Source organism: Metabacillus sp. KH_069, assembly GCF_057838075.1.
In genome coordinates this window covers 3,344,944-3,362,343 of sequence record NZ_CM174460.1, presented here as the reverse complement: position 1 = coordinate 3,362,343, position 17,400 = coordinate 3,344,944, and the positions used below count along the sequence as shown (strand labels likewise).

General features: G+C 41.5%; 16 protein-coding genes. 11 read left to right on the top strand and 5 right to left on the bottom strand.

All coding sequences use genetic code 11. The annotated features are described in order from the left end of the window. The first annotated feature begins 24 nt into the window (after positions 1-24). Entirely contained in the window at positions 25-1,344 is a 1,320-nt protein-coding gene (locus AC3ISE_RS16960; RefSeq protein WP_489221874.1) for a DRTGG domain-containing protein, read from the top strand. Positions 1,345-1,534: 190 nt separating this feature from the next. On the opposite strand, the gene AC3ISE_RS16955 is transcribed toward AC3ISE_RS16960, so the two are convergent. Then, positions 1,535-1,831 (bottom strand): YtpI family protein, encoded by a 297-nt coding sequence (locus tag AC3ISE_RS16955; protein WP_070877736.1) that lies wholly within the window; start codon positions 1,829-1,831, stop codon positions 1,535-1,537. Positions 1,832-1,979: 148 nt separating this feature from the next. Between AC3ISE_RS16955 and AC3ISE_RS16950 the strand changes: the two genes are divergently transcribed. Beyond that, positions 1,980-2,915, top strand: a complete 936-nt coding sequence (locus tag AC3ISE_RS16950) for a DHH family phosphoesterase (RefSeq protein WP_489221873.1) — start codon at positions 1,980-1,982, stop codon at positions 2,913-2,915. Between the two features lie 4 nt (positions 2,916-2,919). Here the strand turns inward: AC3ISE_RS16950 and AC3ISE_RS16945 are convergent, their stop codons facing one another. From AC3ISE_RS16945 to ytrH, 3 genes are all read right to left on the bottom strand, one after another. Beyond that, on the bottom strand, positions 2,920-3,102 hold the full coding sequence (locus AC3ISE_RS16945; protein ID WP_489221872.1) for a YtzJ family protein: 183 nt from the start codon (positions 3,100-3,102) through the stop codon (positions 2,920-2,922). 167 nt (positions 3,103-3,269) lie between these two features. After that, positions 3,270-3,773, bottom strand: a complete 504-nt coding sequence (gene ytrI, locus AC3ISE_RS16940) for a sporulation membrane protein YtrI (RefSeq protein ID WP_133309870.1) — start codon at positions 3,771-3,773, stop codon at positions 3,270-3,272. Then, positions 3,770-4,108 (bottom strand): sporulation membrane protein YtrH, encoded by a 339-nt coding sequence (gene ytrH / locus AC3ISE_RS16935; RefSeq protein WP_070877732.1) that lies wholly within the window; start codon positions 4,106-4,108, stop codon positions 3,770-3,772. The genes ytrI and ytrH overlap by 4 nt, the downstream gene beginning before the upstream one ends. Positions 4,109-4,245: 137 nt before the next feature. On the opposite strand from ytrH, the gene dnaE reads away from it, so the two are divergent. From dnaE to AC3ISE_RS16895, 8 genes are all read left to right on the top strand, one after another. Next, positions 4,246-7,608, top strand: coding sequence for a DNA polymerase III subunit alpha (dnaE, locus tag AC3ISE_RS16930; RefSeq protein WP_489221871.1), 3,363 nt, complete (start codon positions 4,246-4,248; stop codon positions 7,606-7,608). A 120-nt stretch (positions 7,609-7,728) separates the two neighbouring features. Further along, positions 7,729-8,964, top strand: a complete 1,236-nt coding sequence (gene ystJ / locus AC3ISE_RS16925) for an NADP-dependent malic enzyme (RefSeq protein ID WP_070877730.1) — start codon at positions 7,729-7,731, stop codon at positions 8,962-8,964. Between the two features lie 10 nt (positions 8,965-8,974). Then, positions 8,975-9,598 carry a FadR/GntR family transcriptional regulator gene (locus AC3ISE_RS16920; RefSeq protein ID WP_489221870.1) on the top strand — a complete coding sequence of 208 codons (624 nt, stop codon included), beginning with the start codon at positions 8,975-8,977 and terminating at the stop codon, positions 9,596-9,598. A 144-nt stretch (positions 9,599-9,742) separates the two neighbouring features. Further along, complete coding sequence (gene accD / locus AC3ISE_RS16915) at positions 9,743-10,618, top strand: acetyl-CoA carboxylase, carboxyltransferase subunit beta (RefSeq protein WP_489221869.1); 876 nt, start codon at positions 9,743-9,745, stop codon at positions 10,616-10,618. After that, complete coding sequence (accA, locus tag AC3ISE_RS16910) at positions 10,612-11,589, top strand: acetyl-CoA carboxylase carboxyl transferase subunit alpha (RefSeq protein ID WP_489221868.1); 978 nt, start codon at positions 10,612-10,614, stop codon at positions 11,587-11,589. Before accD ends, accA begins: the two co-directional genes overlap by 7 nt. Positions 11,590-11,892: 303 nt before the next feature. Continuing rightward, positions 11,893-12,852, top strand: coding sequence for a 6-phosphofructokinase (gene pfkA / locus AC3ISE_RS16905; RefSeq protein ID WP_070877726.1), 960 nt, complete (start codon positions 11,893-11,895; stop codon positions 12,850-12,852). Positions 12,853-12,905: 53 nt separating this feature from the next. Further along, positions 12,906-14,666, top strand: coding sequence for a pyruvate kinase (pyk, locus tag AC3ISE_RS16900; protein ID WP_489221867.1), 1,761 nt, complete (start codon positions 12,906-12,908; stop codon positions 14,664-14,666). Between the two features lie 91 nt (positions 14,667-14,757). Further along, on the top strand, positions 14,758-15,144 hold the full coding sequence (locus AC3ISE_RS16895; protein ID WP_489221866.1) for an FxsA family protein: 387 nt from the start codon (positions 14,758-14,760) through the stop codon (positions 15,142-15,144). A gap of 262 nt (positions 15,145-15,406) precedes the next feature. Here the strand turns inward: AC3ISE_RS16895 and ytvI are convergent, their stop codons facing one another. Beyond that, on the bottom strand, positions 15,407-16,516 hold the full coding sequence (gene ytvI, locus AC3ISE_RS16890; RefSeq protein WP_489221865.1) for a sporulation integral membrane protein YtvI: 1,110 nt from the start codon (positions 16,514-16,516) through the stop codon (positions 15,407-15,409). Between the two features lie 155 nt (positions 16,517-16,671). Here ytvI and AC3ISE_RS16885 point away from each other — a divergent pair, with 155 nt between their 5' ends. Then, positions 16,672-17,130 (top strand): DUF441 domain-containing protein, encoded by a 459-nt coding sequence (locus tag AC3ISE_RS16885; protein WP_489221864.1) that lies wholly within the window; start codon positions 16,672-16,674, stop codon positions 17,128-17,130. The last annotated feature ends 270 nt before the right edge of the window (positions 17,131-17,400 follow it).

The window sequence follows — 17,400 nt, the reverse complement described above, 5'->3', positions numbered from 1 at the left end:
CTGATGAAAAAAGGGTGAAGAAGCTTGGCAACAAAGCATGAACAAATACTGCAGCATATTGATTCCCTCCCGATCGGGGAAAAGATCTCGGTCCGGCAGATTGCAAAAGATATGAGTGTAAGCGAAGGTACAGCTTATCGTGCGATAAAAGAAGCTGAAAATAAAGGGTATGTTAGCACGATAGAGCGCGTGGGAACAATACGGATTGAAAAAAAGAAAAAAGAAAACATCGAAAAACTCACTTATGCTGAGGTTGTAAATATTGTTGATGGACAAGTACTTGGAGGCCGTGCCGGACTTCATAAAACACTGAATAAATTTGTCATCGGCGCAATGAAACTAGAAGCAATGATGCGTTATACGGGCGCAGGCAACCTGCTGATTGTAGGAAACAGGACGAATGCTCATCAGCTTGCCATAGAAGCGGGTGCTGCCGTGCTGATAACAGGCGGCTTCGACACGGACGAGCATGTCAAAAAAATTGCCGATGAGGCAGAGCTTCCGATTATTTCAACGAGCTATGACACCTTTACTGTTGCAACTATGATCAACAGAGCCATTTACGATCAGCTTATAAAAAAAGAAATTGTTCTTGTAGAGGATATTCTAACATCGCTTGATAAGACCGTATGCCTGAAAACGACTGATCCTATTGAAGAATGGTATCAGCATAACTATAAAACAGGGCACGGGCGTTTTCCTGTTATCGATCATAATTTAAAAGTTCAGGGAATGGTTACATCAAAAGATGTGATGGGATATGAGCGTAATGTTTCTGTAGAAAAAGTGATGACTAAAAACCCAATTACCGTTATCGGCAAAACCTCTGTGGCATCTGCGGCCCAAATGATGGTCTGGGAAGGCATCGAGGTCCTGCCAGTCGTTGATCAGAACAATCGGCTTGAGGGAATGATCAGCCGTCAGGATGTGCTTCAGGCGCTGCAGATGATTCAAAGGCAGCCTCAAATAGGAGAAAAGCTGGATGATATTGTGACAAACCAGTTTGTTGTAATTGCAGAGGATGCAAAAAAGGCGAATGTTTATCGCTTTCAGGTCAGTCCGCAAATGACAAATCATCTTGGAACGATTTCTTATGGAGTGTTTACAACGGTCGTTACAGAAGCAACAAATCGCTATTTGCGCACACAGAAAAAAGGCGAAATTGTTGTTGAGAATATTACGATTTATTTTATGAAGCCTGTTCAGATGGACAGTATGCTTGAGGTTCATCCGAAAATACTGGAAGTCGGACGCAAATTCGGAAAAATAGATGTAGAAGTGTTCAGCAATGGAGTCGTTGTCGGGAAAGCGATGATGATGGTTCAGCTAATAGAGAGAAGTTAAAAAAAAAGGACGGTTATCCGTCCTTTTTCTTTTTTAAAAGATAAGAAAGTATAAAATTTTGTGCTTCGATGGCGAGCGGAACCGCTCAGGCTCCTCGGCCAGAACGGATCCGAAAGTATTGGCAAAAAGCCCTTTTCTGTCGGATCCTTATCTGTCTGCCTGCGCTAGACGGGCGCTTGCGCTTTTCTTATCAGCCCTGCTTGGATTCCTTAAGAGCAAACGGCAAATAATGTTTATAGGCTTTATATCCTGCCCAGCTGCTTGCGAGTCCGACGATCATAAAAATGATTCCAACGACTAATGATACGGTTGAATGAAAAAGAAATAATTGATTGAGTCCAAAGAAAAAGACGAAAATTCCAAGGGCAATGCTTGACTTTGCAGAGAGCCATTGCTTCTCCATAGGCTTTTTTGTTCTGTAGAATTTGACTTTATAGAAGAGATAAAAGGAAAAGGCAAAGATGATCAGAATTACGAATACAGGCATTAAGTAAAACCTCCATATTAAACTTACATCCTCTATTTTAATCATTCTTGCAGTGAATTGCCATAACCAAAAGAGAAGATTCGCTTTTCTGCACGATGGTTTTTATGATTTAATTAGTTTATAAGCAGGTACGCAAAGGAGACTACATATGAAAAGTGAAATACTGTCAGCCATAAAAGAATATCAAACGATCATTATCCATCGCCATGTGCGGCCTGATCCGGATGCTTACGGATCTCAGTGCGGATTAGCTGAAATCATCAAAGCATCATTTCCTGATAAAAAAGTATTGCTCGCAGGACTTGGGGAGCCGACTCTTGAATTTTTGTATAAGATGGACACTGTTGCAGACAAGGATTTTGATGGCGCTCTGGTAATTGTCTGTGACACAGCGAATCAGGAGCGTGTTTGTGACCAGCGTTACCGTACAGGTGCAAAATTAATTAAAATCGACCATCATCCAAATGAGGATCCATATGGTGATCTGTTGTGGGTAGATACGAAAGCAAGTTCTGTCAGTGAAATGATTTATGAATTTTACCTTTCAGGGAAAGAAGATGGACTTGTTTTGCCTGATAAAGCGGCTCAGCTGATTTATGCAGGCATTGTTGGAGATACAGGCCGTTTTCTTTTTCCAAGCACAACGAAAAAAACGCTGAGGTACGCAAGTGAGCTCGTGGAGTACAACTTTGCTTTCACAGAAATTTACGATGAGTTATATAAGACGAAAGTGAATGCAGCTAAGCTTAGCGGATATGTTCTTCAAAATTTTAAACTTTCATCTTCCGGTGCTGCATCGATGATTCTGACAAAAGAGATTCTTAAAAAATTTGAAGTAAGTGCTTCTGAGGCTTCTCAACTGGTTGGGATGCTTGGCAATATAGAAGGTCTTCGGGCATGGGTCTTCTTTGTAGAGGAATCCGATCAAATTCGGGTGCGTTTAAGATCTAAAGGACCGATAATCAATGAGTTGGCAAAGAAATATCGCGGCGGAGGGCACCCGCTTGCTTCGGGGGCATCAATCTATAACTGGGAAGAAGCAGAGCAGGTTCTTGCAGATCTTGAAAAAGTGTGTCAGGCTTAATCAATTATTTAACTGGGATAAACCAATACCCGAATTCGGTTGAATCCTCGTGGAAGGTTAGTCCTTGTGCAAGCAGTTCCTTTTTAATTAATGAAGCTAGTTCAGCAGACTCTGCATAAGCGGAAAAGCCTTCTTTCAGCCGTTCAGCTTTTTCACGGGCCATCTTTTTGTGATTTAATACATACATCACATTCCCTCCTTCTATAAAATGGGTGATTGGGTCTGATGCTATTACCATTTTACCCCATAGATGCGAGGGAGTGCGATGTAATTAATTGAAATTTCAAAAAATAATTCCATTTAATTAGTTGATTCCCTTTTGAAACTATTTATTCGGTTCGGAAGTCCCGGCTGCTACTTTGCAAATGCTACTTTAAGCTCGATAAACAGGGTCGTGTATATGAACATTTCCTCAATTTCCACTTTATATTGTTTGTCGTCAATTTTATAGACCTTATTTTCAATCGCTTTTTTCATCAGCTTCCGGCTTTTATAGACACTCTCTAAATCCTTTGCAATTACGTCAGAAATATCCTCTTTAACATGATCTTGAATCATATAAGTCATAAGCGAAGTGAATTGATACCTTTCCCCGTTTACCAGAGTTACATGAATGTTTTGGACCCTCAGTTTTTCCTGATTGATTTTATTGAGGGTCTCAATTTCTTCTTTGTAGCTTATATTTGTCTTTTTTAATTCTGCGATTGTATATGCCTGATCTTCAATCTTAGTTATTAGTTCCTCCTGCCATTCACCGTAAATGTAGAGAAAGATACACCAGCTGACGACAGCGCCGAGAACCATTCCCGCGAAAAGCCGCTGCCAGGAAGGTCTTTTGTACAGAGGCGGAATTCTCATTGCGGCTGCTCCTGTGTCAGCCATGAAATAAGGAGCCAGCCTGTCTGGGCCCCGCCCATAGCTGAAATAATCAGCAGAATCTGTTTGATGACATCCCGTGTTTCGCCTTCGAAAAATCCTCTTTCAAAACTGTAAAAGGTATCAAATGTACCGCCGATTGCAGCAACAAGCGCCCAAATTTTCAATCTGTTTGCAAGACTGTAAATAGTTGACAGAGGAGGCTCCCCGGCTAAGTATGCTCCTACGCCGCCAATAATTGAACCGCCCAAGATTACTCCAAGCGCTATAAAATAACTATTTATAAAGGCTGGTATAAAAGCTTCTTTAACCTCCATTTTTATCATCATCCCCTTACTGACATGTATATGGACAAACAGAGTGAAGTATGTGATGAGAAAGCTTCAATTTGTGTCACTTTTCAAACAGGAATATAATAAAACTATGAGAATGCCAGAAAGGATGGGAACATAGATTGCCATTTGTTCACCTTCAAGTTCAAAGTGCCTACAGTCTGCTGAACAGCTCAGCAAGAATAGATAAGTTAATCGAAAAAGCAAAATCATATCAATTCAAGGCTCTCGCTATTACAGATTTTCATACGATGTATGGAGCGATTGCTTTTTATAAACAATGCAAAAAACATGGCATCAAGCCAATTATCGGACTGACAGCTTCGGTCATTTTAGAAGAGACCGGTGAGGATGCAGGGTATCCCCTTATACTGCTCGCTAAAAATAATGATGGATACCGGAACCTTTTGAAAATCAGCAGTGTTCTGCAAACAAAATCGCCTCAAGGAATTAAGAGCAGATGGCTGAAATCCTACAGCAGCGGTTTAGCGGCCTTTACCCCCGGCAGAACAGGACTTGCTGAAAAGTATATTGGAGAGGGAAAAAGTGAAGAAGCAGTAAAGATACTCGAAATGTATAAGAGCTTTTTTAAAGAAGGAGACTTCTATTTATCTGTTCAAAAGCATTCTCTCCAAGATGATTTTCGAATGACTGAGGAAATCCTCAAAATAAGCCATCAAACAGGTCTGCCGCTTGTAGCAGCAAATGATGTTCATTACGTGGAAAAAGAGGATGCCTTTGCCCATAATTGTTTGCTTTCTATTAAAAATGGCTCAAAAATGGAAGATGACAGTGATTATGCGCTGCCTTCGAATCAGTATTACTTTAAATCCTCTTCTGAGATGACTGAACTTTTTCAAGATTGTCCTGAAGCTCTGGAGAATACGCTGAAAATTGCTGAAGAATGCAACGTCTCTCTTGAACTCGGAAAAACACAGCTTCCGAAATACCCTGCACCAGCCGGCCAATCAGCTGATGAGTATTTGGAAAGACTCTGTCTGCAAGGATTGAAACATCGTTTTTCTGAGCCGGAAGATACATATTTTAAAAGGCTTGAGTATGAACTGAATGTTATCAAACAAATGAAGTTCAGTGATTATTTCTTAATCGTCTGGGACTTCATGAAGTATGCCCACGACCATCATATTCTGACGGGGCCAGGGAGGGGATCTGCTGCCGGATCCCTTGTAGCGTATGTGTTGAAAATTACAGATGTAGATCCAATTGAACATCATCTTTTATTTGAGCGTTTTTTAAATCCTGAACGCATCAATATGCCTGATATAGACATTGATTTTCCTGATGCAAGACGGGATGAAATGATTGCCTATGTTGCAGAAAAATACGGCTCTATGCACGTTGCCCAGATTGTGACATTCGGAACGCTTGCAGCTAAGGCTTCGCTTCGTGATGTCGGAAGAGTCATGGGGGCATCAGCAAAAGAGGCGGATGTGCTGGCAAAGCTCATCCCTTCTAAACCCGGAACAACGTTAAAGCAGGCTTATTCAGAGTCTAAAGATCTGCAAAATCTTCTAGCAGAATCAGATTTATATAAAAAGATTTATGAAACGGCCCTGAAGATTGAAGGCCTGCCGCGCCATACATCCACACATGCTGCCGGTGTAGTATTCAGCAGCGAGCCGCTGACTGACATCATTCCCATTCAGGATGGGCATAACGGGATCTATTTAACTCAATTTTCGATGGATTACCTTGAAGACCTTGGATTGCTGAAAATGGATTTCTTAGGCCTCAGGAACTTAACGCTTATCGAAAGAATAACAGGTCTTATTGAACGGAATGAGAAGAAAAAAATCGATTTCTCCAAAATTTCTTATAAAGATGAAAAGACATTTGAACTGCTCGGCCAAGGAGATACAACGGGGGTTTTTCAGCTGGAGTCTGAAGGAATGCGGAGCGTTCTTAGAAGGCTGAAACCAACAGATCTTGAAGATATAGTGGCTGTAAATGCCCTTTTTCGTCCGGGACCAATGGAAAACATACCTCTCTTTATAAACCGGAAGCATCACAGAGAAAAAATCGAATACCCGCATCCTGCACTGGAGCCTATCTTAAAAACAACCAATGGGGTAATCGTGTATCAGGAGCAGATCATGGAAATAGCCTCAAAAATGGCTGGGTTCTCTTTGGGTGAAGCTGATTTATTAAGAAGAGCAGTAGGGAAAAAAATTAAGGATATGCTTGATCAGGAAAGAGAGCATTTTGTATCGGGCTGCATCAAAAACGGCTATGATGAAGCTTCTGCAAACAGCATTTATGATTTAATTGTTAAATTTGCAAACTATGGATTTAATAGAAGCCATGCCGTGGCCTACAGCATGATTTCGTTTCAGCTTGCTTATCTGAAAGCCCATTATCCTGTTTATTTTATGGCGGCACTTTTAACTAGTGTGATCGGCAATGACGAAAAAGTCGCTCAATATATTAGAGAGGCAAAGCAGCATGGCGTTGCTGTTTTACCGCCATCTATTAACAGAAGCGAATATCCTTTTACTGTAGAAAAAGGAAGCATTCGATTTAGTCTCAATGCAATTAAAAGTGTTGGAACAAACGCTGTTAAAGAAATCTATCAGGCAAGAAAGAAAAAGGAATTTGCTGATCTTTTTGATTTTTGTGTGAGGGTATCAATGAAAATCGTCAACCGAAAGGTGATGGAATCTCTCATTTTTTCCGGAGCAATGGATGAGTTTGAGATGGAAAGATCGACGCTGCTGGCAAGTCTTGATTTAGCAATCGAGCATGCGGCACTTTTTTCTTCAGATGATGAAAATCAATATGATTTGTTTTTGGAAGAGGAAGAATTCAGCATTAAGCCGAAATATATAGAAGTTGAACCATTCAAAATGGAAGAAATGCTTAAATTTGAAAAGGAAGCATTGGGATTTTACTTTTCAAGTCATCCAGCATCAGCGCACCCGTTCTTATTTAATCGTTTTGGGGTTGTGAAAATCAGCGATGCGCGGCAATTGCTTCATCAGAAGGTGAAGGTCGGAGTATTTATCACAGCAATCCGCACGATCCGGACAAAAAAAGGCGAGGTTATGGCATTTCTTGCTTTAAGTGATGAGAGCGGGGAACTTGAAGCGGTAGCCTTTCCGGCTGTTTATACAAAAGCCGGGGATATCTTTTCTCAAGGGAAAGTTGCAGTACTGAGCGGAAAGATTGAGAATCGCAATGACCGGCTGCAGCTGATTATTTCAGATGCAGAAACCATTCAAGATCTCGAGAAGAAAACGAAAACATTATTCCTTAAAATTGAAGAGTCACATCTGGCTGAAGGGAAAATGCAGACTGTACAAGATACCCTAAAGCAGCATCGCGGGAGCACACCTGTTTTTCTTTATTACGAGAAGGACAAAAGAACCGTCCAGCTGCCAAGAGACTATTTTGTGGATGCAACTGACCGGTGTTTGTCGGAGCTTAGAGAACTTTTAGGCAATCAGAATGTGGCAGTGAAAGATTAAAAACGTTTAATCGGAGAAGTCAAAAAAATACAAGTCTTTACAATAACTAAAATTATGATATGATTTATTATTGGCTGGAGTGGTCAGACCACCTCCAATATGACCCTAAGGAGTGAGAAGATGTCATTGCGAGAAGAAGCATTACATATGCATCTAATTCATAAAGGAAAGCTAGAATCAAAATCAAAAGTGCCAGTCAGAAATGCTAAAGACTTAAGCTTAGCTTACTCTCCAGGGGTCGCTGAACCTTGTAAGGCAATTTATGACGATAAAAATAAAGTGTACGACTATACGATGAAAGGCAACATGGTGGCAGTAGTATCAGACGGCACTGCCGTGCTTGGCCTTGGAAATATCGGACCGGAGGCAGCACTCCCGGTAATGGAAGGCAAAGCAGTCCTTTTCAAAAGCTTTGCGGGAGTGGATGCATTTCCGATTTGTTTGAATACAACAGATGTGGATAAAATTGTAGAGACGGTCAAATTGCTTGAGCCTACATTCGGAGGCATCAATCTTGAAGATATTGCAGCACCGAATTGTTTTGTTATTGAAGAAAGATTAAAAAAGGAAACGAATATTCCTGTTTTTCATGATGATCAGCACGGAACTGCCATTGTGACTGTTGCAGGACTTGTGAATGCACTGAAGCTTGCAGGCAAACAAATGTCGAACATAAAAGTGGTGGCAAATGGAGCAGGTGCAGCGGGGATAGCCATTATCAAGCTTCTATACCGCTATGGCGTGCGCGATATTATCATGTGCGATTCAAAAGGTGCAATTTTTGAAGGACGTTCGTTTGGCATGAATAATGTAAAAGCGGAAGTAGCTAAGTTTACGAACCGTGACCGTGCTGAAGGCTCATTGGCAGATGTCATCAAAGATGCCGATGTATTTATCGGTGTTTCAGTTGAGGGCGCATTGACAAAAGAAATGATTGCAACCATGAAAAAGGATCCAATTATTTTCGCGATGGCGAATCCAGTGCCTGAAATCATGCCGAGTGAAGCTAAAGAAGCAGGTGCGATGGTGATTGGCACCGGACGTTCAGATTTCCCGAATCAAGTCAACAATGTTCTTGCATTCCCGGGCATTTTCCGAGGTGCTCTGGATGTGCGTGCTACACATATTAACGAACAAATGAAAATTGCGGCTGTAGAAGCAATTGCTTCATTAATAAGTGCAGAAGAATTATCCGCGGACTATGTTATTCCGGCTCCATTTGATGCGCGTGTTGCTCCTGCAGTTGCTGCAGCGGTGGCAAAAGCAGCGATGGAAACTGGTGTGGCAAGATTAAAGGCTGATCCAAATGAAATAGCTGAAAAGACTAAACAGTTAGCGATCATCGAGACAAAGTGAGTGGTGTACTGTGACTGCACCGAAGTCGAAGGTATATATTGAGATACTTCGTCAAATAAGGTCCATTATCCACGAAGATGGTCTTTCAGCAGGCGATAAAATTCCATCTGAAAGAGAACTCGCTGAACGCTTAAATGCAGGGAGATCATCTGTCAGAGAAGCTCTTCGGGCACTCGAGCTCCTCGGAATGATTGAAACAAGACGCGGTGAAGGAACGTATATCAAGGATTTCCGCGAACATGGTCTTGTTGAAATTCTAGGCACGTTTATTTTGCAGGATAAGAATGCGATCGCAGATTTGATTGAAATGAACGGTCTGCTGGAATCAAATGCGTTAAAATTATTGCTTGTAAAAGATAATCATGCTGAAGAATTAAAGAATATCGGCATCTCTATTCACGATCAGAATCTGGGACATGTGGAGATTATGACTAAGTTTATGCAGCTGTCGGACAACTACCTTTTATTCCGGATATGGACGGTCCTGAATGAGTATTTAAAGGTGATCCAGCCGGAGCAGAAGACCAGCAGAGCTAATGTATATGAAACAATAATTGATGGACTCATTTCAAAAGATGAAAAGAAGGTTTTTGATTCTTTTAACACTCTAACAAAGAAAGAAAATGTCGAATAGGACATGACACCTTTTTACAAAAAAATTGAAAATGATTCGGTAAAGTAGATAGATATGGCTAAAAGACAGGAATGAATCATTTTATTCAATCAGGCGATCTGTCTAGCGACACCGAATGATGTTCATAGAAAAGGAGGCAACGTTTTGTTAAAGGATTTATTTTCTAAAAAGAATTCAAAAAAGAAGAAATATGCATCCATTCCTTCTGAGCAGGCAAAGCATGATGTGCCTGAAGGAATCATGACAAAGTGTCCTAGCTGCAAAAAGATTATGTATTCAAAAGAATTGAATAAAAACCTGCGTGTATGCATGAATTGCGGCCATCATCACACCATGACTGCCAGAGAAAGAATTAAAAGCTTATTTGATGAACATTCATTTACTGAGTTTGATAAGGAAATGGTCTCTGAAAATCCGCTTAATTTTCCCGGGTATATGGAAAAAGTAGAAAAGGACCGCAAAAAAACAAATTTAAACGAAGCAGTTGTAACCGGAGAAGGCACGATAAACGGCAATAAAACGGTCATTGCCATTATGGATGCAAGCTTCAGAATGGGCAGCATGGGTTCAGTTGTCGGCGAAAAGATTACTAGAGCGATAGAGCGTGCAAATGACCGCGAGCTGCCATTTATTATTTTTACAGCTTCCGGCGGTGCAAGGATGCAGGAAGGTGTTCTTAGCTTAATGCAAATGGCCAAGACCAGCTCTGCACTGAAAATGTTCAGTGATAACGGAGGTCTGATCATCTCTGTCATGACTCATCCGACAACAGGAGGGGTTTCTGCAAGCTTTGCTTCTCTTGGTGATTATAATTTTGCAGAACCGCGTGCACTGATAGGATTTGCAGGACGACGAATCATTGAGCAGACTATCCGTGAAGACCTGCCGGAGGATTTTCAGACGGCAGAATTTCTTTTGAAACACGGCCAGCTCGATGCTGTTATTAATCGATTGGATATGAAGGAGACTCTTTCAAACATCCTAGAACTTCATACGTCAGGAGGTGGATCTGCATGGTAGGAGAACTTGAGTTTGAAAAACCGGTAACAGATTTAAGGGAAAAAATCTCAGAGCTTAAAGAATTTACAAAGAATACCGATGTAGATCTATCGGCTGAGATAGTAAAGCTTGAAGGTCGTCTTGAAAAGCTTGAAAAAGATATTTATACCAATTTACAGCCTTGGGACCGGGTGCAAATTGCAAGACATCCTAACCGTCCGACAACATTGGATTATATTGATAAACTTTTCACAAACTTCTTTGAAATACATGGCGACCGCTACTATGGCGACGATGAAGCTATTGTTGGCGGCATCGCTAAATACGATGGACTTCCTGTAACGGTCATTGGCCATCAGCGCGGCAAGGATACGAAAGAAAATATCCGCCGGAACTTCGGAATGCCTCATCCGGAAGGCTACCGCAAAGCACTGCGCTTAATGCATCAGGCTGAAAAGTTCAACCGTCCGATTATTTGCTTCATTGATACTAAAGGAGCTTATCCCGGCAAGGCTGCAGAAGAACGGGGCCAAAGCGAAGCAATCGCCAAAAACTTATTTGAAATGGCTGGATTAACTGTTCCGGTTATCTGTATTGTGATTGGTGAAGGCGGCAGCGGCGGCGCGCTTGCGCTCGGAGTCGGAAACCACATTCACATGCTTGAGAACTCGACTTACTCTGTTATATCGCCTGAAGGAGCAGCTGCTCTTTTATGGAAGGATGCAGGGCTTGCGAAAAAAGCGGCGGAAACAATGAAAATAACAGCGCCTGATCTCAAGAAGCTTGGCGTCATTGATCAAATTATCAATGAAGTTAAAGGCGGCGCACACAGAGATGTTTCTGAACAGGCAAAAAATATTGATAAAGTCATTCATGCTTCCCTGAAAGAGTTATTGAAGCTTGATGGACCTCAATTGGTTCAGCATCGCTATGAAAAGTTTAAAAGAATCGGTCAAGTTTCGTTTGCAGAAGAAATACTTGGGGTAAAATAGATTAACGTGTAGCCTCCGAACAGGAAGGCAGCACGTTTCTTTTTTTAAGGGAATATACCTAGAAAATGATGGTAAACGCATGCCCTCTGAGCTGATGAGATTATTCGACAAATTGAAAAGGAAGCGTTTACTTTATTTAATTTTCAAAGATTCGCTGAAAACCCCTCAAAACAAGAGGTTTTATTGTATAATGAGAAAGGTTTAAATGTAACGTGAAAATTCGACATTTGTCGTTTCTTGTCTATTGTGTTGCCCATTTCTTCATGTTATTTTAATATCACATACTACTTTGGGGTGAGAAAAATGAAAAAAATCGGCGTATTAACTAGTGGAGGAGATTCACCTGGTATGAACGCAGCCGTACGCGCTGTTGTACGTAAAGCGATCTATCATGATGTAGAAGTGTACGGAATTTATCACGGTTATTCTGGATTAATTGCTGGACATATCGAAAAGCTGGAGCTTGGATCTGTAGGAGATATTATCCACCGCGGGGGTACAAAGCTCTATACAGCACGCTGTCCTGAATTTAAAACAGTTGAGGGACAATTAAAAGGAATCGAGCAATTAAAGAAGCATGGAATAGAAGGCTTAGTTGTCATCGGCGGAGATGGTTCTTATATGGGAGCCAAAAAGCTGACTGAACATGGTTTTCCATGTGTAGGCGTTCCGGGAACCATTGATAATGACATTCCAGGCACTGATTTTACAATTGGATTTGATACTGCACTGAATACAGTCATTGATGCTATAGATAAAATTCGGGATACTGCAACATCACATGAACGTACATACGTGATTGAAGTCATGGGAAGGCATGCTGGGGATCTTGCGTTATGGTCAGGTCTTGCAGGCGGAGCAGAAACGATTCTGATTCCGGAAGTGGACTATGATATGGAAGATATCCTTGCACGGTTAAAGCATGGAACAGACCGGGGCAAAAAACACAGTATTATCATTGTGGCAGAAGGCGTAGGAAGCGGAGTCGAATTCGGCAGAAAAATTGAAGAGGCTACAAAGCTTGAAACACGCGTATCAGTACTCGGGCACATTCAGCGCGGAGGATCTCCTACGGCGTTTGACCGTGTGCTTGCCAGCCGTCTTGGTGCTTATGCTGTAGAATTATTGCTTGAAGGAAAAGGCGGACGCGCAGTCGGCATTCAAAGCAATAAATTAACAAACAATGATATCCTTGAGATTTTAGATACACCGCATACAGTTGATAAGAACATGTATCAGCTTTCAAAAGAATTATCAATCTAAATGATATCTGTTTGGTATCGTTTTCATACCTATTAACAGGAGGAATATAACGAATGAGAAAAACGAAAATAGTCTGTACGATCGGCCCTGCAAGTGAAAGTGTTGAAAAGCTTACGCAATTAATGGAAGCCGGTATGAATGTTTCACGTTTAAACTTCTCTCATGGAGATTTCGAAGAGCACGGAGCACGCATCAAAAACATTCGCGAGGCATCAGGAAAACTTAATAAGGATATTGCAATCCTCTTGGATACAAAAGGACCTGAAATCCGCACGCACTCCATGCAGGACGGTGCAATCGAGTTAGTTGCAGGATCAGAAGTGATCGTGTCAATGACTGAGGTACTTGGAACAGCTGATAAGTTCTCGATCTCATACGAAGGTTTAATTGATGATGTACATGCAGGATCAATCATTTTGCTTGATGATGGTCTGATCGGACTTGAAGTTCTTGAAATGAACAAACAGGCGAAAGAAATCAGAACAAAGGTTTTAAACACAGGCACATTAAAGAACAAAAAAGGTGTCAATGTTCCAGGCGTAAGCGTTAAGCTTCCGGGAATCACGGAGAAAGATGCAAATGATATCGTTTTTGGAATCGAGCAGGGAGTAGACTTTATCGCTGCATCATTCGTACGACGTGCAGCAGATGTTCTTGAAATTCGCGAATTGCTTGAAAAACACGATGCGGGCCACATTCAAATCATCCCTAAAATTGAAAACCAGGAAGGTGTCGATAACATCGACGAGATTCTTGAGGTTTCAGATGGTTTAATGGTTGCACGCGGTGACTTGGGTGTTGAAATTCCAGCTGAAGAAGTGCCATTGGTTCAAAAAGACCTAATTAAAAAGTGCAACGCTTTAGGCAAACCTGTTATTACAGCTACACAAATGCTTGACAGCATGCAGCGCAATCCACGCCCGACACGTGCAGAAGCAAGTGACGTTGCAAACGCCATTTTTGACGGGACTGATGCAATCATGCTATCTGGTGAGACGGCTGCAGGATCATACCCTGTTGAAGCTGTTCAAACTATGAATAACATTGCTTCACGTGCGGAACAAGCTCTTGATTACAAGCAAATTCTTGCAAAGCGCAGTGAACAGGCTGACATGACAATTACGGATGCAATTGGACAATCGGTTGCGCATACAGGACTTAACTTGAAAGCTGCTGCAATTGTAGCAACGACTGAAAGCGGGCATACGGCGAGAATGATTTCAAAATACCGTCCTAAAGCTCCGATCGTGGCAGTTACTTCATGTGAGTCAGTTTCACGTAAGCTTGCTCTTGTTTGGGGCGTATACCCACGCAATGGTCAAAAAGCAGCATCAACAGATGAAATGCTTGATCAGGCAGTACAAGAGTCTCTTCAGTCTGGAATTGTTAAGCATGGTGATTTAGTTGTCATTACTGCAGGCGTGCCAATCGGCGAAACTGGCACAACGAACTTAATGAAAGTTCACGTTGTTGGCGATGTGATTGCTAAAGGACAGGGAATCGGACGCAAAACAGCGTTTGGAAAAGTTGTCGTGGCAAGCTCAGCATCTGATGCTGAATCAAAAATGACTCAGGGTGCTATTTTAGTTTCTCAAAGCACAGATCGAGATATGATGGGCGCATTAGAGCAAGCATCAGCACTAATTACAGAAGAAGGCGGATTAACAAGCCATGCTGCTGTAGTTGGCTTAAGCCTTGGAATTCCTGTAATCGTAGGAGTGGAAAATGCAACTTCTATCCTGAAAGATGGTCAGGAAATCACAGTTGATGGATCTCGCGGTGCCATCTATCAAGGACATGCAAGTGTTCTTTAAGTAAATACAGACAAAAAGAGAAGGGCTTTTCCTTCTCTTTTTTGCATGCATTCCATATACTCTTTATATACGACAAAATGAGGTGCATTAGATGAGATATTTACTGCCGTTTTTAATCATCATCCCAGCATGTGAAATTGGCATCCTTCTTTTCTCAGGCAAAACAATCGGAATCATTCCAACGATCCTTCTGATCATTGCAACTGGAATAGCTGGAGCGTGGCTGGCAAAGAAGCAGGGAATGGAAGCGATCCGAAAAGTTCAGCGTGAAATCAGCTTTGGAAATATTCCCGGTGATGCCATAATTGACGGGCTTTGCGTTCTCGTTGGGGGCTTGCTTCTTTTAACACCAGGTTTTATAACAGATTTGACAGGGTTTGTTTTATTAATCCCCGCAACAAGAAAATTTGTAAAACCGCTGCTGCAAAAGTGGATGAGCAGAATAATCGATCAAAATCGATTTACAATTATCCGATAAAACCGCCTGAGCTTATTGCATCAGCGGTTTTTTCCTGTTTGCCAATACAGAGACAGAGAAAAGCGGAGGACTGGCCGAGGAGCTAAACAGGCGTTTGGCGCTTTTCTGGTGAGAGTATAAAATTTTGCGTTTCGATGTCTAGCTCCAGCGCCAAACTCCTCGGCCAGAACGGATCTGCAAGGAAAGGCAAAAAGCGCCTTTCCTTGCAGATCCTTATCTGTCTGTCGGAGCTAAACAGGCGCTTCCGCTTTTCTGTAGGCCCTTACGATTTTTTAGCAGTGATAAATGTCCAAATATCTTCAAATATTCCTGCATTGTGAAGGGCATTGAATATGACTAAAGAAACTGGCCCGACAATTAAACCAAGAAACCCAATCAATTTGAAACCTACAAATAACGAAATCAGCGTAGCAAGAGGGTCAAGTCCAATCGTTGAAGATAAAATCTTAGGTTCCATCATTTGACGCTGAATCAATATAATCAGGTATAATACACCTAAACCAATAGCAAACGGCAGATCGCCGCTGAATGCTGAGTAAATGATCCACGGGACAAAAACAAGACCTGTTCCCAGATAAGGAAGCAAATCAACAATGCCAATCAGCAAAGCAATTGTAATTGCATAATCCACCCTTAGGAAGAGTAACCCTATTAATACGATAATTGTTGTGATGCTGATTAAAATCAGCTGAGCTTTAATGAAACCAAGCAAGGCTTTTTTTAAGTCATCTACAACCGTTCTGCCGCTTTTTCTCGCTTTAATAGGAAGGTATTTGCGCAGCAGCTTCTGAAATTTGTACCAGTCTTTGCTGATGAAAAAAGCTGCAAGCAAGGAGAAAATCGTTACTGTTGCAGCGTTCGGGAGCCAGCTGATCAACAGCGGAATATTCTCAAGCAGCCCTTTTAAGAAGTCGGCTGCATTTGATCCGATTTTTTCGCCTGCATTTTGAATGTTGGCAAGGATCGTGGCCTGCTGACTTGAATCAAGCGTATTAAATAAAGCAGCAACATCTTCATAGATGGGAAGCACGCGGTCCCCAATGAATGTCTCAATATAAACGACAAGTGCTTTGAAATGCTCAGGCACGGATGATGCAAGATACGTTGTTCCCGTTACTAGTTCAGTGACCAGCAAAGTAATAATGCCTGCGAAAATGACAAAAAGAAACGCGATAGATAGAAAAACGGCAGCACTTCGGACCATTTTTTTTTCGAGCAGGTTGACCATCGGATTAATGAACATCGCAAGGATGAGTCCTATTATAAACGGATAAGTGAGAGCCGATACATAATAGACAGAGGCGAGCACAGCGGCAATCATGCCGGCAACTGCAAGCGTTCTGACAGTAACTTGTACAATATAAGCGTTCAAATGATCCCCTCCTGTTCACCATTCAGATTTTTTATAGATTAAGATCGTTTATAAATTTCGGTACTTGTGTCAAGCACGAGGCCCCAGACTCTTTGCCGAAAAGAGATCTGTATCTGCCGCTGTGCTGGCAAAGACTTTTGAAAGGAAGTAAGAAAATGAATCAACCTGTCCTATTCTTAATCATATTATTGATCGTTGGATTTCTTGCCAAAAATCAATCATTAATGTTCGCAGTCGGTTTTTTACTAGCAGTGAAATTGACCGGCCTTGATACGAAATTGTTTCCTCATATCCAGGCGAAGGGGATAAATTGGGGTGTCACCGTTATTACGATCGCCGTTTTGGTGCCGATTGCTACCGGTGATATTGGATTTAAACAGCTGACAGAGGCAATGAGATCCTCCTATGCATGGATTGCTTTGGGAGCCGGGATTGCAGTAGCCCTTATTGCTAAAAATGGTTTGACGCTGCTTGCTGAAGATCCCCATATCACTACAGCTCTTGTGTTTGGAACCATTTTAGCAGTGTCTTTATTTGGGGGAGTTGCCGTCGGACCGCTGATTGGAGCGGGAATTGCCTATTTGGTCATGCAAACGGTTAAATTTTTTGGTTAATATAATAAATTCTGATACAATAAGTGAGAAGGCGCCTTTAAAACTCATTATTCTTCTTAAATATCATTTTTCTGACAAATTTTTTGGTTCTGGAAATTCTTTTCGTTCACAAAAATCAGATAATTGTTTATAATGGGTATAGGCAGTTTCATTCCGCCTTCTTATTAATTAAAGTCACAATTGAAGATAACATTCGATGTGGCTATTATATTAGCTGTAAATGTAAGCATTTTCTTTTTAAAAAATGCTTGTGTATTGAGCAAGCGCTCG

What these genes read in the sequence shown, in the direction of transcription:
- ytrH (WP_070877732.1), bottom strand. Translation starts at nt 4,108, where the DNA reads ATGGAGGTTAAAGAAGCTTTTATACCAGCCTTTATAAATAGTTATTTT.
- ytrI (WP_133309870.1), bottom strand. Translation starts at nt 3,773, where the DNA reads ATGAGAATTCCGCCTCTGTACAAAAGACCTTCCTGGCAGCGGCTTTTC.
- AC3ISE_RS16885 (WP_489221864.1), top strand. Translation starts at nt 16,672, where the DNA reads ATGAATCAACCTGTCCTATTCTTAATCATATTATTGATCGTTGGATTT.
- AC3ISE_RS16950 (WP_489221873.1), top strand. Translation starts at nt 1,980, where the DNA reads ATGAAAAGTGAAATACTGTCAGCCATAAAAGAATATCAAACGATCATT.
- AC3ISE_RS16895 (WP_489221866.1), top strand. Translation starts at nt 14,758, where the DNA reads ATGAGATATTTACTGCCGTTTTTAATCATCATCCCAGCATGTGAAATT.
- AC3ISE_RS16955 (WP_070877736.1), bottom strand. Translation starts at nt 1,831, where the DNA reads ATGCCTGTATTCGTAATTCTGATCATCTTTGCCTTTTCCTTTTATCTC.
- pyk (WP_489221867.1), top strand. Translation starts at nt 12,906, where the DNA reads ATGAGAAAAACGAAAATAGTCTGTACGATCGGCCCTGCAAGTGAAAGT.
- ystJ (WP_070877730.1), top strand. Translation starts at nt 7,729, where the DNA reads ATGTCATTGCGAGAAGAAGCATTACATATGCATCTAATTCATAAAGGA.
- pfkA (WP_070877726.1), top strand. Translation starts at nt 11,893, where the DNA reads ATGAAAAAAATCGGCGTATTAACTAGTGGAGGAGATTCACCTGGTATG.
- accA (WP_489221868.1), top strand. Translation starts at nt 10,612, where the DNA reads ATGGTAGGAGAACTTGAGTTTGAAAAACCGGTAACAGATTTAAGGGAA.
- AC3ISE_RS16945 (WP_489221872.1), bottom strand. Translation starts at nt 3,102, where the DNA reads ATGTATGTATTAAATCACAAAAAGATGGCCCGTGAAAAAGCTGAACGG.